Here is a 17,107-nt window from a genome sequence, read left to right as displayed (position 1 = left end):
TTGCCTGCTCCGTATCTAGTCCCCGACTAAGGTAGTACACGGGGTGTTGCGGGTTCAGTTGGTTGGATCGATTGTCCAACGCGGCTTTGAGTAGGGATTTGCTCATGCGTTTGCTCCAGATAAGAGCCGACATGGACCAACAACGCCTCTTCGGGTCGGAGAGGCTGCCTGGAGCAAGGCATGCGAGATAACGCAGATGTGGTCAATGAAGGCCGGGTCACGTTCAACGAAGGTACGGACTCAACGGACAAACCGCCGCCCCGGACCCGAACCAAGGCATGAAGAGAAGTAACGACGCTGGTTGAGATAATAAGCTAGCACGCATACCCTCTGTCAATTCAGAATCAAGAGCGTGACGATTCAGCTTGCTGGCTGCTTTATCGCCCTTCACCAGAAACAGTCTAGGAGTCTGTCTGTTGAATTGGCCCGCCTGTGTTGAGTGGTCGGTGACGTAGGGACAGCGGTAACTCGACCCTTTCGCCCTCGAATGTCGTGTGACCATGGCGACCGACATTCAGGCCTGCAGGATCACCGGCAGCAACCGGCCTAGAACCACCATTGTGCAACCAGCATCCAGTGGCCTTTATGGCCGACTCCACACCTCATCAAAGCCCCAACCAGCCAATCGAAGCACCCCGCTTTCTGCTCTGCTGGCGCCTTCCAACGCGTCCCGATTCATGGCGCACCTTGCTGGCGTCGTCACCCAGCACAACACCTCTTCAGGCAGCGCGGCGATCAGCGATCAGCGGCCATGCCTGGCCCAGCCCCTGCGCACGGACCGCGCCCCGCTGCCGATGCCTCCCTCCATCAAGGGCATTCCGCCAGCGAGCGTGATCGATGGCGGCTAGGTGGTGCAGCAGCCGCTGGCTTCGGGCTGGAAGGAACAGCAGCGTGACAATTTCGGCGGCCCAGGTGTCCCCGTTGGGCGTTTGCCAGCGGGCGAACGCAGCCCCCCGCTGGGATAATCCCGCCCATGACAAACAAGCAACGTGTGGTGGTGGGTTTGAGCGGCGGTGTGGACTCTGCGGTGAGCGCGTACCTGCTCAAGCAGCAGGGTTACGAGGTCATCGGCATCTTCATGAAGAACTGGGAAGACGATGACAACAGCGAGTTTTGCTCGTCCAACATCGACTTCGTGGACGCGGCCTCGGTGGCCGATGTGCTGGGCATTGAAATTGAGCACGTCAACTTTGCCGCCGAATACAAAGACCGCGTGTTTGCCGAGTTTTTGCGCGAATACGCCGCCGGGCGCACGCCCAACCCGGATATTTTGTGCAACGCCGAGATCAAGTTCAAAGCGTTCCTGGACCACGCCATGCGTCTGGGCGCCGAGAAGATTGCGACCGGGCATTACGCGCGGGTGCGACTGAATGCCGCCACCGGAAAACACGAACTGCTCAAGGGCCTGGACCCGCTGAAGGACCAGAGCTACTTTTTGCACCGCCTGAACCAGGCGCAGCTGAGCAAAACGCTGTTTCCGGTGGGTGAGCTGCCCAAGACCGAGGTGCGCCGCATCGCCGCCGAAATCGGTTTGCCCAACGCGAAAAAGAAAGACAGCACCGGCATTTGCTTCATTGGCGAGCGGCCGTTCCGCGACTTTCTGAACCGCTACATCGCCAAGGAACCTGGCCCCATCAAGGATGAAAAAGGCCGGGTGCTGGGGCGGCACGTGGGCCTGAGTTTTTACACGCTGGGCCAGCGCCAGGGCCTGGGCATTGGCGGTGTGCGCGAAAAAGGCGCGCAAAAAGGCGGCAACGAACACGCGCCCTGGTTTGTGGCCCGCAAAGACATGGAAAAGAACACCCTGTGGGTGGTGCAGGGCCACGACCACCCGTGGCTGCTGTCGCCCGCCCTGCGCGCGCAAGACGCGAGCTGGGTGGCAGGGCACCCGCCCGCAGCGGGCGCGTTGGCCGCCAAGACGCGCTACCGCCAGGCCGACGCACCGTGCCAGTTTGCAGCCGAGGGCGAAGCCGGCTTTGCGCTGCGCTTCACCGACGCGCAATGGGCCGTGACGCCGGGCCAAAGCGCGGTGGTGTACGACGGCGATATCTGCCTGGGCGGCGGGGTGATCACCACCGAGGCGGCGAACGCGCCGGCCTGAGCCACAGCGCAGGTTCGCCCAAACCCTTGTTCCTCCAAGGGTTCAGGGGAAAAGCCAGGCTATCGAGGCGGTTGGAACTGCCAATGGCACGCTTGACAAAACGCAAGCTATTCAAATCCACGTATCCATAGACTTCATTCATCGGCCAAGCAATTCTGCTTTCCCGGTTCTTCCGAAACCCGCCCTGAATGGAGTACCCCATGGAAAACGCTGCCACCTTCCCCCGCCTCAACGAAGCCGCCCCCGCCTTCAACGCCAAGACCACCCACGGTGACCGCACGCTCGCCGACTACAAAGGCAAGTGGCTGATCCTGTTCTCGCACCCGGCCGACTTCACGCCCGTCTGCACCACCGAGTTCATCGGCTTCCAGAAACACGCCGAGACCTTCCGCGGCATGAACTGCGAACTGCTCGGCCTGTCGATCGACAGCCTGTATTCGCACCTGGCCTGGACGCAGAACATCCAGGAGAAGTTCGGTGTCGAGATCAGCTTCCCGATCATCGAAGACATCAAGATGGACGTGGCCAAGGCCTACGGCATGGTGCACCCCGGTGCCGCCGACACGCAGGCCGTGCGCGCCACCTTCTTCATCGACCCGAACGGCATCCTGCGCGCCATGGTTTATTACCCCATGAGCAACGGCCGCAGCATCGACGAGTTCGTGCGCCTGCTGCAGGCCATGCAGACCAGCGACGCCAACAAGGTCGCCACGCCCGAGGGCTGGACGCCCGGTTGCGACGTGATCGTGCCGCCGCCCAAGACGCCGGACGCCATCAAGGCGCGCATGGCCGAAGGCTACAAGACCACCGACTGGTACTACTCGACCAAGTCGCTGTGACCGGTTGAACGCTGCTGCGCCTCAGGCTCTCCGGCGCAGCAGCCGCACATGCATGGGCCGCACGAAGCTGGCGCCGTCGGGGCCGCAGTGCGGTTCGAACGAGGCGCGCACACGCGCCACGATGGCGGGCGTGATGCCGTGGTCGGCGAAGCTGGGGCAGAGCATGCGTTGCGCAAACGCGTCCCAGTTTTTGAAGTGCACCGGCTGCGCAAAGCGGTGTTCGCCCGCCGCCTCCCAGTGGGCGGCGGCGGCCAGCGCGCGGTCCAGCGCGGCCTGTGCTGCCGGACGCACCACACCCTCGTCGTTGAACAGGCGCACCACGTCGTTGAGCGCGCCGCCGTAGATCGGCTCGCTCACGTAAAACCAGCCACCGGGCCGGAGCACACGGGCCACCTCGGCCAACGCGCGGTCCATGGCGGCGAGCGGCACATGGTGCAGGCTCTTGAGCATGATCGCGACGTCAAAGCCGGCGTCGGGGCACGGCACGGCTTCGGCGCTGCCGGCCACAAATAGCAGCCGCTCCTGCGGGTGCGCAACGTTCTTCGCGTGTTGTTCCGCGTCCACCTCCAGCCCCACCACCCGGCTGCCCGCATGGCGCAGCAGCAGCGCACGCGCCAGCCGGGCATTGCCGCAGCCCAGTTCGATGATGCGCTGCCCGTCCAGCGGCACCCGCTCACCCAACACGTCGAGTTCGTCTCGCACGAGGGGCAGTTGATCGGGATCGGTGCTGGTGCGGTTCATCGGGGTGGTCTCCAATCCCCGCGCCCATTCAAAACCGGGCGTGGGGTGCACTTCGCCCGCCTGGCGGCCGTTCACAGCACGCCCCAGCGCAGCCACGCGGCCAACAACAGGCCGACGGCGCAGGCCCAGCCCGACAGCAGCCAGCGCCAACCGAACCAGCGCGGCACAAAACCGACGCCGCGCACCAGCCCTGCACTCATGGCCCAGAACAGGGCCATGGCCAGGCCGTGATCGGCTTTGCCGCTGGCATCGGCAAACAGCAGCGGGTAGATGCTGCCAACGAGCATGATGGTCAGTGCGGCCAGCAGGCTGGGAATGTGCACCCGGCTGGCCACCGGGTCGGGCCCCACGCTCTGCGGGCCCTCAGCAGAGGGGGCGGGCGTCATGCGTCGCCGCCTTTGGACAGCGCACGGTCCTGCTCGTGTTCACCCCACATGGCGTTGAGGATGGCGAGCAACACCGCAAAACCGACACCGAGCATCCAGGCGAAGTACCACATGTTGTTTTCCTTTCAAAAAAATGAACTGAGAGGCTGAGAGTCTTTCGCCCATGCCCGCTCACCCGCCTGGTCGGCGCAGGCCTGTTTGCGCCCACACGGCCCGCGGGGTGGGTGTTGGTGGCGCAGCCGGACTCGGGCGGCAGGAGACGTGCAGGGGCGTGTGACATGGAGAACGCCTCAATGGCCTTGCGGCGGAGCGGACGGTGTGTCCGCGGAATGGGTCTCGTCGCCGTGCAGTTCTTCCCAGCCGGTCACCATGGACTTGATGTGTGCCGTGGGCGTGTGGCCGGTGGTGGTCAGGTACACGTGAACGATGAAGAAAGTGAGCATCAGGAAGGCGCCCACCGTGTGCGCCCAGGCCACCCACTCCAGCGTGAGCCACTGGTCAAGGCCCAGCGAGGGCCAGAAGGCGCGGAACAGGTAGAGCAGGCCCGAGCCCCAGATCAGCGGCGAGATCAGGGCCAGCAGACCGAGATAGGCCAGGCGCTGCAGCGGGTTGTGCTTCTTCTGCACCGTCTTCGTGAAGGGGTGCGGCGCGCCACGGAACATGCCCCAGCTGTAGTACATCGCCATCGCCACGACCTTCTTGTGGGTCGGCAGGTACTGGCGCCATTCGCCGGTGGTGAACTGCCAGAAGATGGTGAAGGCCCAGAGCGTGAGCAGCAGCCAGGCGGCCAGCGTGTGCAGGCGCACGGCGGGCTCGAAGCCGAGCAGCGTGTAACTGCCGTGCACCTCGAAACCGCTGATGAGCATGGTGATGACCAGCGCGGCCTGCGACCAGTGCCAGAAACGCTCGTAGCGCTTGTAGATGTAGATGCGCGCGGGGATGGGGCTGGCGGCTTCCGCAACGCCGGCCACGGTGGTGGTGGTCTCAGACATGGCGGTTCTCCCGTTGGGTGCGGCGGCGGGTCAGCAGGCGGGCGGCGGCGTGCAGCAGCACGCCAGCGGTTGAGCCGGCCACGGCGAGCCAGCCGAGGCGGTCGATCCAGGGCTGGCTGTCGCGCCCGGGCAGGTAGACGCCGGGCAGATCGCCCAGGCGGCTTTTCGCGGCACCGGTGTGACACGAGGCGCAGGCCACCGCGTCCTTGGCGGGCGCGACCATGTGGGTGATGGGCCAGAGCATTTCGGTCTTCACGAAATCGTGTTGACCGCTGTAGGGCTGGCCGGTGGCGGTGGCGCCAGCCTGCAAGGCCTTGGGCCAGTCGAAGTTGAACCAGAACGCGGTGTCATCGGGCGTGGCGGTGTGCGGCACCAGCAGTTGCAGGTGCACCTTGTCGTAGGGCTGCTTGCCCTCAAAGCGTTTGACCGGCCAGATGCGTGCGGTGGGGTCGTCCGGGACGCCCATGAAGCGGTTGACCTGGAGCACCTGGGTCGGGTCGATCTTCATGTCCTGCGTGGTGAAGTGGACCTGGCCGTTGAACCAGACGTAGTCGGGCACCACGTTCTCGCCCAGCTTGAAGTCGCCCTTCTTGCTGTCGTAGATGACGTGGCCGTGCCCGTCCTTCTTCTGGAAGGGCTTGCCTTCGGCCGTGAGCCGGCCGGCGGTGGACCAGTCCCAGGCCATCTTGGTGGCCACGCCGCCGCGCGCGAACTCGGGGATGTGGCAGCTCTGGCAGGCCAGCTTGTTGGTGTGGTTGTTCAGCAGCTCAACCTGCAGCAGACCCTGCCTGTGGGGCTTGTCGCCGTGGCAGCTCTGGCAGGTGGCGGCGTTGCGTCCGGCGTGCACCGTGCCGCCGCGCAGCATCGGGCCGTGCGGATCGGAGCCCGACATGCTGATGCGGCTGCCCGCAATTTCGTGGCCGTCGGCCTGGTGGCAGGTGGCGCAGGTGAAGCCGGCACCGCCCCGGGCCTTGCTGGCCATGTGCACGTCCAGCGCCGGGGCGGCCTTGTTGAGCGAGGAATCCAGGTCACCGTGCTTCACGCCGTCACCGCCGCCGCCAGCGTAGTGACAGCTGCCGCAGGTGGCGACGCTGGTTTTTCCGATGTGCTGGGCCACCATGGCCAGGTCCACCGGGTCGATGAACTTGCCCGAGCCCGGTGGCAACTCGGTGCGCTCGACCGGCACCTCGCCGGCCATGCCCGCGGGCTTCTTGTAGCCGCCGGTGTGGTGGCAGACCAGGCAGTCCACCTTGCTCTCGTCGAAAAAGTTGAACTTGTCGTCTTTCCAGCCGTAGCCCACGTGGCAGCTCTGGCAGAAGGCCTCGTTGGAGCGGTCGCCGATGCAGAAGCTGTTGAGCATGGTCTTCTTGCCCAGCTTCTGCCCGGTGTCAGGGTTGGTGTATTCCCAGGTCCAGTGGCGCGTGCCCATGACCTGCTTGCCCGCTTCGGTGTGGCAGCCCAGGCAGGCTTTGGTGACTTCCGAGCCGCTTTTGAACGGGCCCTGCAGCTCCTTGAACTTGCTGTGGTCGGCAGTGGATTTGCTTGGGCTCGGCGCGGTCGCCAGCACCGCAGCGGCGCTGGGCGGGGCGGTAGCCGCGGCCGCGTTGGCGCCCGCCAGCGGGGCGGCCCATGCCAGCGCCAGCCCGGCGACCAGCGCGCGCCATCGGCTCAGACGCGGCCGCGGCGGGGGCTGTGGATGCTTGTTGTGGGTCATGCTTTGTCTCCAGCGCGTGGGGGAATGGAATCGAACGGAGAGCCAGTCTCACGGGCGTGTCTGCGGCCTGTCTTTGCGTTCCATCAACACCGGTAGGGGTATGAAAGCTCCCTTGCGCTGGCTCAAAAAGCTCAATAGGCGCCGTGCTCGTTTTCCCTGATGTACGCGGCGGTCACCTTGCCACGCATCACGCGGTACGCCCACGAGGTGTAGAGCACGATCAGCGGCATGAAGAGCACCGTGGCCCAGAACATGATGCCCAGCGTGAGGTGGCTGGAGACGCTGTCCCACACGGTGAGGCTGGCCGCCGGCAGGGTGCTCGACGGCATGATGAAGGGGAACATGCTGGCCCCTGCGGTGCCGATCACGCCGGTGGTGGCGAGCGACGAGGCAACGAAGGCGGTGAGCGTGCGGCCCCAACGCATGAGGGCGGCGGCAGCCAGCGCACCGAGCACACCAATGGTGGGCAAAAGCCACAGCAGGGGCTGGGCGGCGTAGTTGGCCATCCAGGCGCCGGCCTCGCGCACCACGGTCTTGCCCATGGGGTTGGGCAGCGCGGCGGGGTCGATGACGGAGCTGATGCGGTAGCCGTCGATGCCTTGCAGCCAGACCCCGGCGGCGATGAAACCGAGCACCATCACCAGCGCAGCGCCCGTGCCGGCGGTGATGGTGCGCGCCTGCACCACGCCTTCGGTGCGGTGCGCCAGGTAGGTGGCGCCCTGCAGCGTGATCATGGCGCTGCTGACCACGCCCGCCAGCAAGGCGAACGGATTGAGCAACTGCCAGAACGTGCCGGTGTAGGTGGAGATCAGATAGGCGTCGAACTGAAACGGCACGCCCTGCAGCAGGTTGCCAAAGGCCACGCCGAAGATCACCGGCGGGATGAAACCCCCGATGAAGAGACCCCAGTCCCAGGTGCTGCGCCAGGTGGCGTTGTGGATCTTGCTGCGGTAGTCGAAGCCCACCGGGCGGAAGAACAGCGCCCACAACACGGCCAGCATGGCCCAGTAGAAGCCGCTGAACGCGGTGGCGTAGACCAGCGGCCAGGCCGCGAAGATGGCGCCGCCGCCGGTGATGAACCAGACCTGGTTGCCGTCCCAGTGCGGACCGACGGTGTTGATCACCACGCGGCGCTCGATGTCGCTGCGGCCGACGAAGGGCAACAGCGTGCCCACGCCCATGTCGTGGCCATCCATGACGGCGAAGCCGATGAGCAGCACGCCCACGAGCAGCCACCAGATCAGTTTGAGGGTTTCATAGTCGAACATGGGGTGCTCCTTATGCGTGGGTAGGCTCTTGTTCGTAACGGCCCGTGCCCAGGCTGCCGGGACCGATGCGCGCGAACTTCACCATCAAATACATCTCGACGATCAGCAGCACGGTGTAGAACCCGATGAAGCCGGCCAGCGAGCCGTAGAGGCTGTTCACGCTGAGCGTGGAGACCGACAGGTGCGTGGGCAGCACGCCGTAGATGGTCCAGGGCTGGCGGCCGTATTCGGCGACGAACCAGCCCAGCTCGCAGGCGATCCAGGGCGCGGGCAGCATCCACAGCGCCCACTTGAGCAGCCAGGGGCGCTTGCCGCATTCGAGCTTGAGCGTGCACCAAAAGGCCATGCCAAACAGCAGCAGCATGGCAAAGCCCAGGCCCACCATGATGCGGAAGGCCCAGAACATCGGCGTGACCTTGGGCACGGTGCTGTCCACCGCTTTCTGAATCATCTCGGGCGTGGCCTGGCGCACGTCGACCACGTATTTCTTGAGCAGCAGACCGAAGCCCAGATCGGCCTGGTGCTGCTCAAACAGCGCCTTGGCGGCGGCGTCCTCGCGGTTGGCGCGCAGGGCCTCAAGCGCGGCCACGGCGTGAATGCCGCTCTCGATGCGCTCCCGGTTCTTCGCCTTGATCTCGTGGATACCGGGAATCTGTTTGTCCAACGAGCGCGTGCCGATCAGGCCCATGACCCAGGGAATCTCGATCTCCCAGTCGTTCTTCTGCTCGGCCTCGTTGATGCCGGCGATCAGCTTCAGGCCGGCGGGCGCGGGCTCGGTCTCCCACATGGCTTCGAGCGCGGCCATCTTGGTCTGCTGCGCCTCACCGACGGTGTAGCCCGACTCGTCGCCCAGCACGATCACGCTCAGCACGGAAGCCAGGCCGAAAGCGGCCGCCACCCGGAAGCTGCGTTTGGCGAATTCGATGTCACGGCCCTTGAGCAGGTACCAACTGGAGATCGACAGCACGAACATCGCGCCGGTCACGTAGCCGGCCGAGACGGTGTGCACGAACTTGGCCTGCGCGTCCGGGTTGAACAGCACGGCCCAGAAGTCCGTCATTTCCATGCGCATGGTCACGTAGCTGAACTCGGCGCCCACCGGGTTCTGCATCCAACCGTTGGCGATCAGGATCCACAGGGCCGAGAGGTTGGTGCCCACCGCCATCAGGATGGTCACCATCAAATGCTGCGTTTTCGACAGCCGGTCCCAACCGAAGAAGAACAGGCCGATCATGGTCGATTCGAGGAAGAAGGCCATCAGCCCCTCGATGGCCAGCGGCGCGCCAAAGATGTCGCCCACGTAGTGCGAGTAGTAGGCCCAGTTGGTGCCGAACTGGAATTCGAGCGTGATGCCGGTGGTCACGCCCAGGGCGAAGTTGATGCCGAAGAGCTTGCCCCAGAAGCGGGTCATGTCCTTCCAGATCACGTTGCCCGTCATCACATACACGCTTTCCATGATCACCAGCAGCCAGACCATGCCCAGCGTCAGCGGCACGAAGAGGAAGTGGTACATGGCCGTCGCCGCAAACTGCAGGCGGGAAAGGTCAACCAGTTGTTCGGAAATCAAGGCGTCACTCCTCAGGAACTGTGGGCACTGGGCGGCTGCCCAGCATTTGCATGGCGGCGGCGTCGGTGTCCACCGGCACGCGCTGATCGCGCACAAAACCCCACCACAGCCCCATCAAAACGGCGAGCTTGATCACCAGCACGACGGCCAGCTTGCGCAGCAGAAAACGGTCTCGGAGGTCCATGGGATGGCAGGGTTTGGAACAGTCTTTCCAAGAAACGTGCCATACCGATCCGTGCCAGAAAGTGCTTTTGAATCAAGCACCTGTGCGTTTCACGCCGTGATGGGAAAGCGGTTTTTCCGGGTGAAAACTGCCATTTTTGACAGTTGCCGTCATTCACTGGCAGAAGTTGGCAGCGTTCACGCCCCTTTTTTGGCGTTTTTTGAACGTGCCGCACGTCCGGGGAATCTTCTCCGCGGGTTTCAATCGCCAACATTCGCATATAACATCCAAATATTCGGAGACAAGCATGAAAAATCCCTTCCAGTTTGGTGAAACCGTGGACGGCTACCCGGTGCGGGTGCTCAACGAACGCACCGTGCGCGCTGCCGCCGGCCTGCTGTTTTTCCCGGCGCTCGTGTCGTTCATGAACGCGCTGCTGACGGCCAACTACCAGCCCACGCGCCTGTTTGTGATCGTGTTCCTGATCGACATGGCGTTGCGCATGCTCAACCCGCGCTGGGCACCGAGCATGATCGTGGGCGGCTGGATCGTGCGCAAACAGACACCGGAATGGGTGGGTGCGCCGCAAAAGCGCTTTGCCTGGGGCCTGGGCCTGCTGCTGGGCGCGGCCATGCTGTACCTGATGGTGTTCAACCGCTACATGGGTCCGCTGAACATGCTGGTCTGCGCAAGCTGCCTCACGCTGATGTTCTTCGAGACCGCCTTCGGCATCTGCCTGGGCTGCAAGCTCTACAACGTGTTCAACCGCGAGAAAGCCCAGCTCTGCCCCGGCGGCGTGTGCGAAGTGCCGACGCACAAGCCAGGCTGGGGCATCGCCCTGCCGCAGGTGGCCGTGCTGGTGCTGTTCGTGGGCGCCCTCACCCTGGCCAAAGGCTGGGTCGATGCAACCGGCCCGCTCGGCGGCTTTGACGACATGGCGACGCTGGAAGAGATGGGCCTGAAGCCCGTGGCCGGCGCACCGTCGGCCGCCGACGCAGAGCGCTGCAAGGTGCCTGCCTTCGCCAAGGCGATTGGCCATGAGGAGATGTGGAAGCAGCACAACGGCTGCAGCTGAGCATTTCCATGATTGAGCAAATTAACTCAATCATGTGCCCCCACCCCATGCGACGAAAACGGGCCGATCGAGCGCTGACACAGGCCCGGCCATGCGCCGGCAAGCCCCGCGGCCACGGGCAGGGCATTTTTCAGCCCCTTCAATGCCCCGCGTGCAGCTTCGCGTGGATCTTCTTGGTGGTGCGCCACACGCCCAACAGCACCAGCGGAATCATGGCGCCGGCCAGCATTTCGGGGTTCAGCGGCAAGCCCGCCGCCTTGCCCGCCTTGCCCAGGTACAGCACCAGGCTCACCACGTAGTACGAGATGGCCGCGATCGACAGGCCTTCCACCGTGCTTTGCAGGCGCAGCTGCAGCTCTTGGCCTTTGGTGAGTTTTTCCAGCAGCTGCTGGTTTTGCGCTTCGGTGACGATGTCCACCCGCGTGCGCAGCAAGGCGCTGGTGCGCGACACACGCTCAGACAGCGAGGCCAGGCGCTGCGCCGTGGCCGCCACGGTGGCCATGGCGGGCGAGAGCCGGCGCTGCATGAACTCGCCAATGGTCTGCGTGCCCGGAATGGGCTTTTCGCGCAGTTCACCGATGCGCTGGCTGACCAGCGTGTCGTACGCCCGCGTGGCCGCAAAGCGGTAGTTGTTTTCGGCGGTGGCGCGCTCCACCTTGGCGGCCAGCGAGACCAGTTGGTCCAGCAGCGCCTGTTCGGACGTGGACTTGTTTTCCAGCTGCGCGGTGATGGTGGCCAGCTGGGCTTCGGCGGCGGCCAGCATGGGCGACAGCGCCTTGGCCACCGGCAGGCCGCGCAGCGCCATGAGGCGGTAGGTTTCCAGCTCCAGCAAGCGCTGTGAAATGCGCCCGGCGCGGGTTTCGGTGGTGCCCGGCGGCGCCAGCACCAACATGCGTTCAAAACCCGAGGGGCGCAGGGCAAAGTCGGTCAGCGCCCACGAATGCCCACCCCCCAGCTGCGAGGCCACCACCGCACGGTCGCCAAACCAGTGCTGTGCCGGACCCATGAGCGCGGCCTGGGCCTCAGGCGTTGGTTCGGGCAGGACGGCGTGCAGCATCACCAGCTTGATGGCGGCCACGGTGCGCCCGGGAATGTCGCGCAGCCAGCCCGGCGGCGTGACCAGACCGTCCAGCAGCGCCGGGTCGGTGCTGCCCAGGCCAGCGCCCTCGGGCAGCTCCTGCACGATGGAATAACGGGTGAATTCGGTGTGGCGCTCCCACTTGAGCGTGTGCTCTTCAAAGCGCAGGCGCAAAAAATTGCCCTGCAAGCGCTCTTGCGGCAGCTGCGCCAGGCCGGGCAGACGGCGCAGGTGGTCGCCCTCTTGCTCGCGCGTCACGCCCTCGTTGAGCACGGCCACGAACACGATCAGTGCCGGCAGCCGGATGCGGGCCGATGGGCGCGCGTGCACCTCGTTGTGCAGCAGTTCGCGCTGGGGGTCGCTGTCGGGCAGCAGGCTGGGCTGAGGGGTTGGGGATGTGTCCATGGGCAGCATTGTGCCGACAGATGGCCCCCGTGCTGGCGGGGGCCCAGGCGGGCCGGGCTCGGCGGCGGGTTCTTACTCGCCCTGTTCGGCCGCGTTGCGGATGGTGTCGCGACCGTTGCGGTCCTTCACGCGGCCCAGATCGGTGTCCAGAGCGCGGATGAGCTTGTCCACCGCGTCGATGAAGGCGGTGGCCATCTTGTCGCCGTCGGCCGTGACGCTGACCGGTTGTCGGTTGGCCACGCGGGCTTCAAGGCGGCAGCGTTTGTCTTTGACGCCCGATTTGCTGCCGTCGAGATCGGTCAGAAACACCTCCACGCGGGTGATGTGGTCACGGAACCGGCTCAGGCGGCTGGTGGCCTCGTCGTTGATCCATTGGGCCAGGGAATCGCCACCCTGGATGTGGTCGTCGGTGTTGACTTGAACTTGCATGCAGTGCCTTTCTGAGGGTGTCCGGCGCGGTGGCCGGGGAAACAGGGTGCGTCAATGAAACCGCACCCGGTGTCCATAGTAGACCAGCCGAACACCCGCAGGTTCCGTGTGCGCCACACCCCGCTGCCAGAAACCAGTGCACAAAACCGCCCACACCGCCGCCGTGCACCGCCATCGCGCTGCGCAGCGGGCATCGACTCACCGTTTTGGCGCAGGCCGACGCCGTTTCGCAGGCCGGAACGCGCCCATGCGGCCTGCGGCTGCTGGCATGCCTCGTGCTTCATATCAGGAATCAAAGTTTCACCGTGTTTAACCATTTCACCGATAGGAGTACTTGCATGAACCAGCGCGTTGCCATCATTGGCGCCGGCCCCAGCGGCCTGGCGCAGTTGAGGGCTTTCCAGTCCGCCCAAGCCGCGGGCGCCGAGATTCCAGAACTGGTGTGCTTCGAGAAGCAGTCGGACTGGGGCGGTATGTGGAACTACACCTGGCGCACCGGCCTGGACGAGCACGGCGAGCCGGTGCACGGCAGCATGTACCGCTATCTCTGGTCCAACGGCCCCAAGGAATGTCTGGAGTTCGCCGACTACACCTTCGACGAACACTTCGGCCGCCCCATGGGCTCCTACCCGCCGCGCGAGGTGCTGTGGGACTACATCAAGGGCCGGGTCGAAAAGGCCGGTGTGCGCCCCTACATCCGCTTCAACACCGCCGTGCGCGATGTGAGTTTTGACGAGAACACCCGCCTGTTCACCGTCACCGTGCACAGCTACGAACAGGACCGGACCTACGCGGAGGTGTTTGACTACGTGGTGGTGGCCAGCGGGCATTTTTCGACGCCGAATGTGCCCTACTTCCCGGGTTTTGAAACCTTCGGTGGCCGGGTGCTGCACGCGCACGATTTCCGCGATGCGCTGGAGTTCAAGGGCAAAGACGTGCTGATCGTGGGCGCCAGCTACTCGGCGGAAGACATTGGTTCGCAGTGCTACAAGTACGGCGCGCGCTCCATCACCAGCTGCTACCGCACCAGCCCCATGGGCTACCAGTGGCCGGCCAACTGGGAAGAAAAGCCGCAGCTGCTGAAGGTGGAGGGCAACACCGCCCACTTTGCCGACGGCAGCAGCAAGCACATCGACGCCATCGTGTTGTGCACCGGCTACAAGCACCACTTCCCGTTTTTGCCCGAAGACCTGCGCCTGAAAACCGCCAACCGGCTGTGGCCGCTGAACCTGTACAAGGGCGTGTTCTGGGAAGACAACCCGCAGCTGATCTACCTGGGCATGCAAGACCAGTGGTACAGCTTCAACATGTTCGACGCCCAGGCCTGGTACGCGCGCGATGTGATCCTGGGCCGCATCCCGCTGCCCTCGAAAGAGGCGATGCACGCCGAGAACCAGCAGTGGCGCGAGGAAGAGCTGGCGCTGGAAGACGCGCAGCAGATGTTCGAATTCCAGGGCAAATACATTGCGCAGCTCATTGATGCCACCGACTACCCGAGCTTTGACATTGCGGCGGTGAACAAGACCTTCCTCGACTGGAAGCACGACAAATACGAGGACATCATGGGCTACCGCAACAAGTGCTACCCCTCGCTCATGACCGGCACCATGGCCACGCCGCACCACACGCCGTGGCTGGAGGCGCTGGACGATTCGCTGGCCAGCTACTTGGCCAAACCCTGAGGAAGGAGCGCTCCCAGACGGCCATGGGTTGGCGGGTTTTGGCACTTTTCTTGCAGGATCCGTCGAGAACATAGGCCAACCCGGAGCACGTCCATGGTCAGAACAGGTCAGCGAACCGGGCTGACGCCGTCCCGCGTGGTGGCGTCGGTCACCGTAGGTCTTGAAGAATTCATCGAGAGACAAGGCGGCCGCAGCGGCGAGGTGCTGGCCAGGGCCGGGCTGCAACCCGGTCTGTACCGCCAGCCCAATCGCCCCATTGCCCTGCGCAACTACTGCCGCTCCATGCACGAAGCAGCGCGTTCCACCGGCAACGAGCACTTCGGGCTGAGTTTTGGCGAACAGTTCGCTCCCGAGGGACTGGGGCTCTACGGCTACGGCGCCATCACCGCACCGGACCTTCGCACCGCCATCGGGCACATGGAGCGGTTCTTCCCGGTGTTCCAGGACAACAGCGTGCTGAGATTCAGCCGCCAGGATGGCCTCTGTGCCCTGGAGTACCAGCTGCTGGACGGCGACATTCCGGATCGCCGGCAAGACGCGGAACTGACCATCGGCATGATCAACAACGTGCTGAAGCGGGCCCTGGGCCCGGGTTGTGCACCCGAAGCGGTGCATTTCCAGCACCCGGCGCTGGTTCAGCATGGCCCGCACCGCGACGCCTTCCGGTGCGAGGTGCGCTTCAACCAGCCCAGCAACCGCATCGTGCTGCGCGAATCCTGTCTCGACCGGCCCATGCCCGATGCCGACGCCATGCTGCACAACGTGGCCCTGGGCACCTTGCAAGACCTGCTGGGCCAGGCCGCACGGCCCCTGAGCCTGACCCAGCGCGCGCGCAACGCCGTCATGGAGCGTTTGCCGCAAGGGGAAGCCGGTCTGGACGAGGTCGCCCGGGCGCTGGCGCTGTCGCGGCGCAGCCTGCAGCGCCAGCTCGCGGACGAGGGCACCTCGTTCGCGGTGCTGGTCGAGGACGTGCGGCAGACACTGGCCGAACACTACCTGCGCCACGAGCGTCTGAGCGTCTCGGACGTGGCCTGGCGGCTCGGCTACTCGGAAGTGAGCGCGTTTTCCCGCGCCTTCGTGCGCTGGAAAGACCTCAGCCCGTCCGCCTGGGCGCAGCAGGCCGCGCATCCGTAGGCGCGCGGCGTTCATCCGTTGCGCCTGCGGCGGCCGCGACCGCAGTTTGGCGCCGGATGTCAAAACGGCGGCATCCGCTGTCAAGGGCTTTTGACCCCTCCCGCGAGAGACTGGGCTTCACCCGAACACGGAGAAAGCCCGATGACCCAAGTCTCTGAAACCCGCTGGGATTGCCCGGCAGACAAGCCCCTGGAGGCCGCCCAGGCCTTTCTGAAACAGCACCAGGTGCGCTACCTGCTGGCGCAGTTTGTCGACATGCACGGCAGCCTGAAAAGCAAGTCGGTGCCGGTCGGCTGCCTGGCCGATCTGGTGGAAACCGGCGCCGGTTTTGCCGGTGGCGCCATTCTCGGCTTCGACATGAAACCGCAGGACCCGGAATACCTCCTGCGGGCCGACCTGTCCACCCTCACCCTGATGCCCTGGATGCCCGGCTACGCCTGCATTCGCGGCACGGGCGTCGTCGCCGAACAGGCGTACGAAATGGACACCCGCAACCTGCTTGCCGCCCAGACGGCCCGTCTGGCCCGCCGTGGCTGGCGTCTCATGACCGGGCTGGAGCCGGAGTTCTATCTGGTCAAGCGCGACGCCAACGGCGCCGTGGTGCCGTTCGACAGCACCGACACGCTGGCGCGCCCGACCTACGACTACCAGGGCCTGACCCGCAACGCCGCCTTTCTGGAAGGGCTGTGCGAGTCGTTGCAAACCGTGGGGCTGGAGGTCTACCAGATCGACCACGAAGACGCCAACGGCCAGTTCGAGCTGAACTTCAAGTACGACGAGTGCCTGCGCTCGGCCGACCACATCCTGTTCTTCCGCATGGCAGCGAAAGAGATCGCCCACCGCCTGGGCGGCATCGTCAGCTTCCTGCCCAAACTCAGCGCCACCACCACGGGCAACGGCATGCACGTCCATGCATCCCTCGTGGATCAGAGCAACAAGAACCTGTTCCACGATGCCAGCGACCCCAGCGGCATGGGCCTGTCGAAGCTGGCGCACCAGTTCATCGCCGGAGTGATCGCCCATGCGCCGGCACTTTGTGCGCTGCTGTGCCCCTCGGTGAACTCCTACAAGCGCCTGGTCACCGGCACCCTCGAACAACCCAGCTGGGCGCCGGTGTTCATGGCCTGGGGCGACAACAACCGCTCCGCCATGGTGCGCATTCCCTACGGGCGCATCGAGGTGCGCATCGGCGACAGCGCCATGAACCCCTATCTGGCCACCGCCGCGCTCATCGCCGCCGGGCTGGACGGCATCGACCGCGAACTGGAGCCGCCACCGCCGCACGCGCGCAACTTCTACGCCATGAGCGACACCGAGCTGAAAGCCCTCGGCATCGAGCGCCTGCCAGAAAACCTCAAGGAGGCCCTTGACGCCCTGGAGGCCGATCGCTTCATGGCCGAGGCACTGGGCGAGCGCTTGATGGGCAGCTACCTGAGCCTCAAACGCCAGGAATGGCAGGAATACCACCGCTCGGTGTCCGAGTGGGAAATCAACCGTTACCTCAGCTTCTTCTGACCTCAGCAACCAAGGACT

The 17,107-nt window shown here is 64.9% G+C and carries 17 protein-coding genes; 7 read left to right on the top strand and 10 right to left on the bottom strand.

Annotated features, from left to right (window positions below; translation table 11 throughout):
- Positions 1 to 500: 500 nt before the first annotated feature.
- The 3 genes from Q7J58_RS06125 (at position 501) to Q7J58_RS06115 (ending at position 2,940) form a co-directional block, all read left to right on the top strand.
- Positions 501 to 848 (top strand): hypothetical protein, encoded by a 348-nt coding sequence (locus Q7J58_RS06125; protein WP_304824905.1) that lies wholly within the window; start codon positions 501 to 503, stop codon positions 846 to 848.
- A gap of 125 nt (positions 849 to 973) precedes the next feature.
- Entirely contained in the window at positions 974 to 2,101 is a 1,128-nt protein-coding gene (mnmA, locus tag Q7J58_RS06120; protein ID WP_304824903.1) for a tRNA 2-thiouridine(34) synthase MnmA, read from the top strand.
- Between the two features lie 200 nt (positions 2,102 to 2,301).
- Positions 2,302 to 2,940, top strand: coding sequence for a peroxiredoxin (locus tag Q7J58_RS06115; protein ID WP_304824901.1), 639 nt, complete (start codon positions 2,302 to 2,304; stop codon positions 2,938 to 2,940).
- Between the two features lie 21 nt (positions 2,941 to 2,961).
- On the opposite strand, the gene Q7J58_RS06110 is transcribed toward Q7J58_RS06115, so the two are convergent.
- From Q7J58_RS06110 to cydP, 8 genes are all read right to left on the bottom strand, one after another.
- Positions 2,962 to 3,681 (bottom strand): class I SAM-dependent methyltransferase, encoded by a 720-nt coding sequence (locus Q7J58_RS06110; protein WP_304824898.1) that lies wholly within the window; start codon positions 3,679 to 3,681, stop codon positions 2,962 to 2,964.
- A gap of 71 nt (positions 3,682 to 3,752) precedes the next feature.
- Positions 3,753 to 4,067: a cyd operon YbgE family protein gene (locus tag Q7J58_RS06105; protein ID WP_304824895.1), complete on the bottom strand. Its 315-nt coding sequence runs from the start codon at positions 4,065 to 4,067 to the stop codon at positions 3,753 to 3,755.
- Complete coding sequence (gene cydX, locus Q7J58_RS06100) at positions 4,064 to 4,180, bottom strand: cytochrome bd-I oxidase subunit CydX (RefSeq protein WP_304824892.1); 117 nt, start codon at positions 4,178 to 4,180, stop codon at positions 4,064 to 4,066. Before cydX ends, Q7J58_RS06105 begins: the two co-directional genes overlap by 4 nt.
- Positions 4,181 to 4,357: 177 nt before the next feature.
- Positions 4,358 to 5,059, bottom strand: coding sequence for a cytochrome b/b6 domain-containing protein (locus Q7J58_RS06095; RefSeq protein ID WP_304824889.1), 702 nt, complete (start codon positions 5,057 to 5,059; stop codon positions 4,358 to 4,360).
- Positions 5,052 to 6,773: a tetrathionate reductase family octaheme c-type cytochrome gene (locus Q7J58_RS06090; protein WP_304824886.1), complete on the bottom strand. Its 1,722-nt coding sequence runs from the start codon at positions 6,771 to 6,773 to the stop codon at positions 5,052 to 5,054. Before Q7J58_RS06090 ends, Q7J58_RS06095 begins: the two co-directional genes overlap by 8 nt.
- 131 nt (positions 6,774 to 6,904) lie before the next feature.
- Positions 6,905 to 8,041 (bottom strand): cytochrome d ubiquinol oxidase subunit II, encoded by a 1,137-nt coding sequence (gene cydB, locus Q7J58_RS06085; RefSeq protein ID WP_304824883.1) that lies wholly within the window; start codon positions 8,039 to 8,041, stop codon positions 6,905 to 6,907.
- A gap of 10 nt (positions 8,042 to 8,051) precedes the next feature.
- Positions 8,052 to 9,608: a cytochrome ubiquinol oxidase subunit I gene (locus Q7J58_RS06080; protein ID WP_304824881.1), complete on the bottom strand. Its 1,557-nt coding sequence runs from the start codon at positions 9,606 to 9,608 to the stop codon at positions 8,052 to 8,054.
- Positions 9,609 to 9,612: 4 nt separating this feature from the next.
- The gene (cydP, locus tag Q7J58_RS06075; RefSeq protein ID WP_304824878.1) at positions 9,613 to 9,792 is read right to left on the bottom strand and encodes a cytochrome oxidase putative small subunit CydP; all 180 of its coding nucleotides are present in this window, start codon (positions 9,790 to 9,792) and stop codon (positions 9,613 to 9,615) included.
- Positions 9,793 to 10,078: 286 nt separating this feature from the next.
- Here cydP and Q7J58_RS06070 point away from each other — a divergent pair, with 286 nt between their 5' ends.
- Positions 10,079 to 10,846 (top strand): DUF4395 domain-containing protein, encoded by a 768-nt coding sequence (locus Q7J58_RS06070; protein WP_304824875.1) that lies wholly within the window; start codon positions 10,079 to 10,081, stop codon positions 10,844 to 10,846.
- Positions 10,847 to 10,985: 139 nt separating this feature from the next.
- Here Q7J58_RS06070 and Q7J58_RS06065 read toward each other — a convergent pair whose 3' ends face one another.
- Together Q7J58_RS06065 and Q7J58_RS06060 are read right to left on the bottom strand one after the other, a co-directional pair.
- Positions 10,986 to 12,329, bottom strand: coding sequence for a DUF3422 domain-containing protein (locus Q7J58_RS06065; protein WP_304824873.1), 1,344 nt, complete (start codon positions 12,327 to 12,329; stop codon positions 10,986 to 10,988).
- Between the two features lie 72 nt (positions 12,330 to 12,401).
- Positions 12,402 to 12,758: an HPF/RaiA family ribosome-associated protein gene (locus Q7J58_RS06060; protein ID WP_304824870.1), complete on the bottom strand. Its 357-nt coding sequence runs from the start codon at positions 12,756 to 12,758 to the stop codon at positions 12,402 to 12,404.
- Between the two features lie 338 nt (positions 12,759 to 13,096).
- Between Q7J58_RS06060 and Q7J58_RS06055 the strand changes: the two genes are divergently transcribed.
- The 3 genes from Q7J58_RS06055 to glnT all read left to right on the top strand — a co-directional run bounded on the left by Q7J58_RS06055 (position 13,097) and on the right by glnT (position 17,089).
- Complete coding sequence (locus tag Q7J58_RS06055) at positions 13,097 to 14,440, top strand: NAD(P)/FAD-dependent oxidoreductase (protein WP_304824868.1); 1,344 nt, start codon at positions 13,097 to 13,099, stop codon at positions 14,438 to 14,440.
- A 93-nt stretch (positions 14,441 to 14,533) separates the two neighbouring features.
- On the top strand, positions 14,534 to 15,574 hold the full coding sequence (locus Q7J58_RS06050) for an AraC family transcriptional regulator (protein WP_304824865.1): 1,041 nt from the start codon (positions 14,534 to 14,536) through the stop codon (positions 15,572 to 15,574).
- A 141-nt stretch (positions 15,575 to 15,715) separates the two neighbouring features.
- Entirely contained in the window at positions 15,716 to 17,089 is a 1,374-nt protein-coding gene (gene glnT / locus Q7J58_RS06045; protein ID WP_304824858.1) for a type III glutamate--ammonia ligase, read from the top strand.
- Positions 17,090 to 17,107 lie beyond the last annotated feature (18 nt).

Origin of the sequence: Hydrogenophaga sp., assembly GCF_030656115.1 — a bacterium.
Taxonomy (GTDB): Bacteria; Pseudomonadota; Gammaproteobacteria; order Burkholderiales; family Burkholderiaceae_C; genus Hydrogenophaga.
This window is presented reverse-complemented; position numbering and strand designations above follow the sequence as displayed.

Coding starts and splice junctions, on each gene's coding strand:
- glnT (WP_304824858.1), top strand. CDS start 15,716: ATGACCCAAGTCTCTGAAACCCGCTGGGATTGCCCGGCAGACAAGCCC.
- mnmA (WP_304824903.1), top strand. CDS start 974: ATGACAAACAAGCAACGTGTGGTGGTGGGTTTGAGCGGCGGTGTGGAC.
- Q7J58_RS06055 (WP_304824868.1), top strand. CDS start 13,097: ATGAACCAGCGCGTTGCCATCATTGGCGCCGGCCCCAGCGGCCTGGCG.
- Q7J58_RS06090 (WP_304824886.1), bottom strand. CDS start 6,773: ATGACCCACAACAAGCATCCACAGCCCCCGCCGCGGCCGCGTCTGAGC.
- Q7J58_RS06095 (WP_304824889.1), bottom strand. CDS start 5,059: ATGTCTGAGACCACCACCACCGTGGCCGGCGTTGCGGAAGCCGCCAGC.
- Q7J58_RS06065 (WP_304824873.1), bottom strand. CDS start 12,329: ATGGACACATCCCCAACCCCTCAGCCCAGCCTGCTGCCCGACAGCGAC.
- cydB (WP_304824883.1), bottom strand. CDS start 8,041: ATGTTCGACTATGAAACCCTCAAACTGATCTGGTGGCTGCTCGTGGGC.
- Q7J58_RS06070 (WP_304824875.1), top strand. CDS start 10,079: ATGAAAAATCCCTTCCAGTTTGGTGAAACCGTGGACGGCTACCCGGTG.
- cydP (WP_304824878.1), bottom strand. CDS start 9,792: ATGGACCTCCGAGACCGTTTTCTGCTGCGCAAGCTGGCCGTCGTGCTG.
- Q7J58_RS06115 (WP_304824901.1), top strand. CDS start 2,302: ATGGAAAACGCTGCCACCTTCCCCCGCCTCAACGAAGCCGCCCCCGCC.
- Q7J58_RS06050 (WP_304824865.1), top strand. CDS start 14,534: ATGGTCAGAACAGGTCAGCGAACCGGGCTGACGCCGTCCCGCGTGGTG.
- Q7J58_RS06105 (WP_304824895.1), bottom strand. CDS start 4,067: ATGACGCCCGCCCCCTCTGCTGAGGGCCCGCAGAGCGTGGGGCCCGAC.
- Q7J58_RS06060 (WP_304824870.1), bottom strand. CDS start 12,758: ATGCAAGTTCAAGTCAACACCGACGACCACATCCAGGGTGGCGATTCC.
- Q7J58_RS06110 (WP_304824898.1), bottom strand. CDS start 3,681: ATGAACCGCACCAGCACCGATCCCGATCAACTGCCCCTCGTGCGAGAC.
- Q7J58_RS06125 (WP_304824905.1), top strand. CDS start 501: ATGGCGACCGACATTCAGGCCTGCAGGATCACCGGCAGCAACCGGCCT.
- cydX (WP_304824892.1), bottom strand. CDS start 4,180: ATGTGGTACTTCGCCTGGATGCTCGGTGTCGGTTTTGCGGTGTTGCTC.